We start from the raw sequence: 7,338 nt of genomic DNA, 5'->3' as shown, positions 1-7,338 counted from the left end.
GTGGAAGGTGATATGAGCGCGAATCCGTTCGACGACGAGGACGGCCGGTTCTTCGTACTGGCCAACGACGAGGACCAGCATTCACTGTGGCCGGCTTTCGCCGAGGTGCCGCACGGGTGGCGGGTCGTGTTCGGCGACGACAGCCGGGCGGCCTGTGTCGATTATGTCGAGCAGAACTGGACCGATATGCGGCCCAGTGGGCTGCGGGAAGCGGTATCGGCCGAGTAGAGCTGCCCGATCCGGTGCGTTCGGGCCCGGCGGGCCGCACGGCTGGTTCGTAGCGGATCTCGCGATACACCTTCCGGTCGGTGTATCAAAGAGTGATGATGGTGTCATGGCCGCGAACCCTGCCGCACCCGATACCGCCGTCCGGAACCTGCTGCGCACCTGCCCGCTGTGCGAGGCGGCCTGCGGCCTGGAGCTGACCGTCGACTCGCGCGATCGGGTAACCGGGGCGCGGGGCGATAAGCTGGATCCGTTCAGCAAGGGCTTCCTGTGCCCGAAGGGCGCCAGCTTCGGGCAGCTCGACGGCGACCCCGACCGGATCACCGAACCCATGATGCGGGATCGTGGCACCGGGTCGTGGCGGACGGTGGGTTGGGCGGAGGCCTTCGATCTGATCGCGTCGCGGATTCCGGCGATCAAGGCCGAGCACGGCGATCAGTCGGTGGCGCTGTACCTGGGCAATCCCAATGCGCATACCGTCGCGGGGACCCTGTACGCACCAGCGCTGATCCGGGCGCTCGGGTCGAGGAACGTCTTCTCCGCCAGCACCGCCGACCAGATGCCCAAACAGCTCGCGTGCGGGTTGATGTTCGGCGATCCGCTCGCCGTTCCGGTTCCCGATCTGGACCGTACCGATTACGTGCTGATGCTGGGAGCCAACCCGCTCGAATCGAACGGTTCGCTGTGTACCGCGCCGGATTTTCCGGGCCGGTTGCAGGCGCTGCGGGCGCGTGGTGGCCGGCTGGTCGTGGTCGATCCGCGACGGACCCGCACCGCGGCCCGCGCCGATGAGCATCTCTTCGTGCGGCCCGGTACCGACGCGTATCTACTGTTCGGCATCGTGCACTCCCTGTTCGCGGAGAACCTCACCGAGGTCGGCGTGCGAGTCACGGGGCTGGAAGAGTTGCGGGCGGCGGCCGCGGAATTCGATCCGGAGTCGGTCTGCGCGCGTACCGGTGTGCCCGCCGAGACTGTGCGTCGGCTCGCCCGTGAACTCGCGGCCGCGCCGACCGCCGCGGTGTATGCCCGGATCGGCACCTGCACCGCGGAATTCGGCACGGTGACCCAGTGGCTGGTGGACGTCGTCAACGTACTCACCGGGAATCTCGACACCCCCGGCGGTGTCATGTTCGCGACGGCGGCGGTCCGCGGGATCGTGCGGACCAAGCCCTTCCGGCCGGGCCGCTGGCGCAGCCGGGTCCGCGACCTGCCCGAGGCGATGGGTGAACTACCGGTGGCGACCCTGATCGACGAGATCCGCACGCCCGGCGAAGGCCAGGTCCGGGCGCTGATCACGGCGGCCGGTAATCCGGTGCTGTCGGCGCCCGGCGGTGCCCGGCTGGACGCCGCGTTCGCCGGACTGGATTTCATGGTCAGTCTGGATTGCTATCTCAACGAGACGACCCGGCACGCCGATGTGATCCTGCCGCCACCGCGGCCGGTGCAGTCCCCGCACTACGATTTCGCGCTGCTGCAGTTCGCTGTCCGCAACTACGCCCGGTACTCGCCACCGTTGGTGCCGCTGGAGGACCGCCCGTCGGAGGCCGCGGTGTATGTGCGGCTGGCGGCCGCGATCGGCGGGCAGCCGCACAATCCGACCGCGGAATACGATCCGCTGACTGTTTTCGACGAACTCGTCATCGGCACGACCTTGCGGTCGGCCGGTCTCGAGCAGCGGCGGCACGAACTGTCCGGCCGTACCAGCACCGAACAGCGCTTGGACCTGATGCTGCGGCTGGGCCCCTACGGTGAGTGGAACGGTGGAGATCTGAGTCTGCGCACCCTGCTGGACAATCCGCACGGTATCGATCTCGGCGCGCTGCGTCCGCGATTGTCCGAGGTGCTGCGCACCGCATCGGGGAAGGTGGATCTGGCGCCGCCGCTGCTCCTGGCCGATCTCGATCGGCTGCGCGCCGGATCGATGGCCGCACCGGCGGAAATGGTCTTGATCGGACGCCGTCATCTGCGCTCCAACAACAGCTGGATGCACAATGCGCCCCGGCTGGTGGGCGGGACGAATCGTTGTACGTTGCAGATCCATCCCGACGATATCGCCCGGCTCGGACTGGGGGAACAGGCACTGGTGAAATCCGCCGCCGGTTCGCTCACGGTGCCGGTGGAGGCCACCGATTCGATCATGCCCGGGGTGGTGAGCCTGCCGCACGGCTGGGGGCATACGACCAGCTTCCAGCAGGTGGCGCGGCAGAACGCGGGCGTCAACGCCAATGTGCTGACCGACGATTCGGTGCTGGACGTACCGTCGGGCAATGCCGTGTTCAACGGTGTCCCGGTATCGGTGACGCCCGCCTGACCCGTCTCGCCGCCGTACCGCAACGGTAGTCCGGGCGCGCTGGAGCCTCCAGATGTAGTTCATCGATCGAATCTCGCTGTTCTGCGCCGGTTTCCGACTGTAATTGATAGCTTAGTGCGTGATTCACTATCACTGTGGGTTTCGGTTCGCCGATGCGGTCCTCCCCGACGACGTGGGGGACCGCCCGCGCTAGGAGTCGCCATGTCCCAGGCTCGCGTTGCCCCGGCCGGTGGGCCGGCTGTGGTCGTGGCCGGTACCCGAACCTTCGGGCGGGCGGTCCGGCTGGGTGTCCGCGCCGTGATCATCGCGCTGGCCGATAGCGCGCGCCTGCGCTTCCCGGTGCGCGAAACCCTCGTGCAGGCGTGGTATTCGCGGCGGTCTCGCTGCTGCCCGCCATCGGGATCTCGGTGCCGATGGGCGTTGTCATCGCAGTGCAGGTCGGCAGTATCACCGATAACGTCGGCGCCGCGTCGATGGCGGGCGCGGTCGGCGGGATGGGCGTCATAAACTATGTGTCCATCGTCGGACTCCTCGATCCGCGCCTGCGCACGATGATCGGCGCGCAATGGTCGGACGCGGACCAGCGGGCGCTGGAGCGTGCCTACTCGGTGATCCGGTTCGCCTACCGGGTGCTCCCGGACCGGTTGGCCTACTTCCCGATCGCCTATCACGCCCGCAAACACCATCAGCAGATCCAGAAGATGAAGCAGCGGGAGCTGAAATCGGCCGCTTACACCGTGCAGCCGCGACAGGAGACCCCGCGCGAGCCGGTCACGATCCTTCCGGGCGGCCGATCCGCGGGCCCGGCTGGGAGAGTTCAGCTGCTGCCGGGGTGGGGATACATCAGCGGTGCGAGATAGCGGCGGGCGAACGCCCGGGCCGCGTCGGTATCGCCGAGCGGTAGTACCCCGCGCGGGTTGGAGATGAAGGAGACGGTGAGCCGGACGAACAGTTCGGCCACTACCTCCGGGTCGAAACTGCCGAGTTCGCCGCGGTCCTGCCAATAGGTGAGGAACTGCGCGACCAGCCCGCGACCCTGCTGGATCACATCGTCGTCGCTGAGGAAGTCGGTGAGCTGACCGGCCGCGCCCGATAGACGCAGGCTCCGGGTCAGCAGTTCGGGGGCGGTGGCCTCACCGACGAAGGCGGCGAACATATCCGCCAATGCCCCGACCGGGCCCGCCGACCGATGCATCGCGTCGGCCACGATCATCGCCAGACGCTGGGATTCGGCCATGAGTGCGTACCGGACGATCGCCGATTTCGTACCGAAGCGGCGGTAGACGGTCGCCACTCCGACACCCGCGACCTCGGCGATCCGCACCATGGTCGTCTCCTCGAAACCGTGCGTGGCGAAACATTCGCGGGCGGCGTCGATGATGGTGCGTGATCTGGTGTCCAACTGCTGCAGCTCGCTCCACTGCGCAGCCGTCGTTTCCATTCGGATCAGCCTACCGGCTCGGTAGCGGGGCCGGTGCGATGCGTACGCGGAGGGCCCGGTTCGAGCCATGGTTTCCGCATCTGCCCAATGATAGACTCAAGGTGTTCAATCTATCATTTCTGTTCTTCTTCCCGCCCGAGGTGACGAGATGGCGACCCACGCAACGGAGCGCACCGCCGAAGAGTCGACCGACCCCCGAGTCCGGCCCGAGGTCCTACGCGAATTCCGCAAACATTCCGGTAGCATCCTGGCCGGCGTCTTCGCGGGTGCCGCCTTCGACCAGGTAGCGCTGGTCCCGGTCGCCGCCGCGGTGGACCGGACCGGCCGCTTCGAGCAGAACTTCGCCGATCGCGGAGTGCGCAGCGGCGTCTCCGCGATGATCGCGCTGTGGGGTGATTCCGATGACCGCCGGGCCGAAGCCGAATGGCTGAAACTCAGGCACCGTGATGTGCGCGGATCCGGTAGCGCGGCGTTCGGCGAGGTCGAATACAGTGCGCTGAACCCGTTCACCTGGAAATGGATCGCGGTGAGCGGCATCTTCGTCGTGCTCGATACCTTCACCTACTGCACCGGTACCGAACTGCGTCCGGAGGAGGAGGCGGCGGCCTATCAACAGTTGCGGGCCGCGTTCGCCGATCTCGAACTCCCCAGTGCCGCCGGGAAACTACCCGCCGATCTGGTCGACGCACGAGACTACTACGACCAGATGGCGACCCAGGAACTGGCCGAGAACCCTTTCCTGGTGCAGAAATTCGCCGACCTGACCCAATTGCCGCTGCCGACCCTCGGGCTGCCGCCGTTGCTGCGCCGCGCGCTGACACTCATGTGGCTGGTGATCCGGCCGGCGGCCGGGCATGTGATCCAGGTGTGCTCGTCCAAGGCCATGCACCCGGCCGTGCAGCGACTCACCGGATTCGAGCTCGAGCAGCGACACGATATGGAATTCGCGCTGTATGTACGGTTGCTGCAACTGGCCTGGCGGGTCCTGCCCGACCGGTTGCTGATGCAGCCACTGGCCTACAACCGCTTCCAGTACGAGAAACTAGTGGCCGCCTGCCGCAGTTATGGTCTCGAATCCTTCGCGGTACCCGCCGACCGGCGCTGAGGCCGTCACCCGATCACTCCGGGGGGAAACGTGACCACGATCGAGAACTCCGGTCCCGCCGGAGCCCCGGAGCTGCGATTGTGGGGCCCGGATTCGCTGAGCTGGCGACAGGGTATCGACTGGAAGACCGCTTTCACCGCCCGTGCTGTGCTGCTGCTGCAGGTCGCACACCCGGTGGCCGCACTGTTGCGCCTCACCACCGCCGGCTACCTGCTGCCCCCGCTGCGCGCCCGGTTCGGAATCGACTGGGACACCGGCCGTGCCGGGGTAGCCGTAGCATCGGCCGAATTTCGGGCGGATATGCCGTAGGCCGCCGATGAGGCTGGGTTTTGAGGTTGTTGTGCTGCGGGAGTGGGCGGTTGGTGCTTTGCTGGCTGACGTTGGGGTCGGTCGGTGTGGTGGAGGGTGTGGTTCGTGGCGACGCGGGTGTTCGCGGACGAGGAGTTGGAGCGTCTGCGGGAGTTCCCGGAGATCAGTCGTGATGAGTTGTTCCGGTTCTTCACGTTGACGCCGGCGGATGTGGCGTTCGTGGATCCGGGTCGTGGGCGGGGTCCGGCGGACCGGTTGGGTTTGGCGATCGCGTTGTGCACGTTGCCGTCGTTGGGGTTTGTTCCGGATCGGTTGGTGACGGCACCGCCGGTGGCAGTGGCTCGGTTGGCGCAGCAGTTGGGGGTGGATCCGGTCGAGATCGGCTCGTACGGGCGGCGGGCGAAGACCCGTACCGAGCATGTGCGGTTGGCCGCGCGGTATCTGGGGTGGCGCTCAGCAGGGGTGATGGAGTTGAAGGAACTCGATGAGTTCCTGCTGGCGCGGGCTATGGAGCACGATTCGCCGATGCTGCTGTTCCGGCTCGGGTGTGAGTATCTGGTCTCGGCGCGCGTGATCCGGCCGGGCCCGGTGATGGTGGTGGAGCGGGTCGCCCACGCTCGCGCGCAGGCTCAGGCCGAGACCTTCGACCGGTTGGTGCATGAATTCACCGCGGCACGGTGCGCGCAGCTGGATGGACTGCTGGTCAACGATGCATCGATCGGGATGTCGCGACTGCGATGGCTCGCGACTGGTCCGGTGGAAGCGTCGGCGAGCGCGGTGCGCGCCGAGGTGGAGAAGCTGGGATTTCTGCGCGACTTGGGCGCGGACACCGTCGATATGTCGGTGTTGCCCGCTGAGCGGCGTCGGTTCTTGGCCACGATGGGGCGTCGTTTGACCGGTCAGGCGTTGGAGAGGCGGGATCCGCAGCGCCGGTATCCGATTCTGTTGACCGTGATGGCGCAGTCGGCGGCCGATGTGCTCGACGAGGTGGTGGGGTTGTTCGATCAGGCGATCTCGGCGAAATCTGGTGCCGCTGAACGCCGCATGCAGCAGCAGTTGGCCGAACGCGGCAAGACCGGCGAGGACCGCCAGGCCCTGTTGGATGATCTCCTGGCCATCGTCACCGATCTCGGGATCGGTGACGAGGAGATCGGTGGCCTGATCCGCGGGGAGAAGATCGGGTGGGAGCGACTGCGTGCGGCGGTCGCGCAGGCCAAACCTCGCCTGCCCCGAGACCACGGTCACCTGGCCGCACTCGACGCGAGCTACAGCTATCTGCGTCAGTTCACCCCGGCGGTGCTCTCGGCGGTGAGGTTCGCCGGTGGGACCGCGGCCACCGAATTGTTGATCGCGGTGCACATGCTGCGTGAGCTGAACGCGACCGGCGCCCGCAAGGTGCCACCCGAGGCTCCGACTGGGTTCGTACCGACCAAATGGCGCGGCTACCTGGAGGAAGCCCGGAAATCCGGTAGTGCTACCGCCTATCGGCACTATTGGGAGTTGTGCGTGTTGCTCGGGCTGCGGGACGGGCTTCGCAGCGGTGATGTGTTCGTGCCTGGCTCGCGTCGCTACGCCGACCCGGCCGCCTATCTGCTCACGCCGCAGGCGTGGGAACCTCAGCGCGCCGAGTTCTGCCGCCTGGTCGGCAGATCCGCCGATCCTTCACACGCGCTGGCGGCCGCGGTCGACGAACTACACACTGCGGTCGCCGAGCTGGAGGCCGTGCTCGCTGACGGTGACGGTCCGGTCCACCTCGATGAGGCTGGGGATCTGGTGATCTCGCCGTTGACCGCCGAAGACATCCCCGCCGAAGCGATAGCGTTGAAGGCGGAGTTGACCGAGATGCTGCCGTTCGCGCCAATAGTTTCCTTGTTGATCGAGCTAGTGCCTCGTCCAGATAGGTTGCGCTGGTAATCCGGGGTGTCGGTTTGATCGTGTGCTCGCCGA

General features: G+C 66.9%; 5 protein-coding genes and 2 pseudogenes. 6 read left to right on the top strand and 1 reads right to left on the bottom strand.

The features are described 5' to 3' along the window. The first annotated feature begins 12 nt into the window (after positions 1 to 12). The 3 genes and pseudogenes from IEY68_RS30770 to IEY68_RS30760 all read left to right on the top strand — a co-directional run. Positions 13 to 228 (top strand): MbtH family protein, encoded by a 216-nt coding sequence (locus IEY68_RS30770; RefSeq protein WP_058856204.1) that lies wholly within the window; start codon positions 13 to 15, stop codon positions 226 to 228. A 106-nt stretch (positions 229 to 334) separates the two neighbouring features. Next, positions 335 to 2,536 (top strand): molybdopterin oxidoreductase family protein, encoded by a 2,202-nt coding sequence (locus tag IEY68_RS30765; protein WP_063000457.1) that lies wholly within the window; start codon positions 335 to 337, stop codon positions 2,534 to 2,536. A gap of 503 nt (positions 2,537 to 3,039) precedes the next feature. Continuing rightward, positions 3,040 to 3,276, top strand: a pseudogene (locus IEY68_RS30760) (oxygenase MpaB family protein); the annotation flags it as partial. Between the two features lie 77 nt (positions 3,277 to 3,353). On the opposite strand, the gene IEY68_RS30755 reads toward IEY68_RS30760, so the two are convergent. Further along, the gene (locus IEY68_RS30755) at positions 3,354 to 3,977 is read right to left on the bottom strand and encodes a TetR/AcrR family transcriptional regulator (protein WP_058856206.1); all 624 of its coding nucleotides are present in this window, start codon (positions 3,975 to 3,977) and stop codon (positions 3,354 to 3,356) included. 148 nt (positions 3,978 to 4,125) lie between these two features. Here IEY68_RS30755 and IEY68_RS30750 point away from each other — a divergent pair, with 148 nt between their 5' ends. The 3 genes and pseudogenes from IEY68_RS30750 to IEY68_RS30740 form a co-directional block, all read left to right on the top strand. Beyond that, positions 4,126 to 5,082: an oxygenase MpaB family protein gene (locus IEY68_RS30750; RefSeq protein WP_058856207.1), complete on the top strand. Its 957-nt coding sequence runs from the start codon at positions 4,126 to 4,128 to the stop codon at positions 5,080 to 5,082. Positions 5,083 to 5,112: 30 nt separating this feature from the next. Next, complete coding sequence (locus tag IEY68_RS30745) at positions 5,113 to 5,391, top strand: hypothetical protein (RefSeq protein WP_058856208.1); 279 nt, start codon at positions 5,113 to 5,115, stop codon at positions 5,389 to 5,391. 105 nt (positions 5,392 to 5,496) lie between these two features. Beyond that, positions 5,497 to 7,284, top strand: a pseudogene (locus tag IEY68_RS30740) (DUF4158 domain-containing protein); the annotation flags it as partial. Positions 7,285 to 7,338: the final 54 nt, after the last annotated feature.

Origin of the sequence: Nocardia jinanensis, assembly GCF_014645735.1 — a bacterium.
GTDB classification, from domain to species: Bacteria; Actinomycetota; Actinomycetes; order Mycobacteriales; family Mycobacteriaceae; genus Nocardia; species Nocardia jinanensis.
The sequence above is the reverse complement of the archived record's forward strand: the minus strand, read 5'-3'. Positions and strand labels throughout refer to the sequence as shown.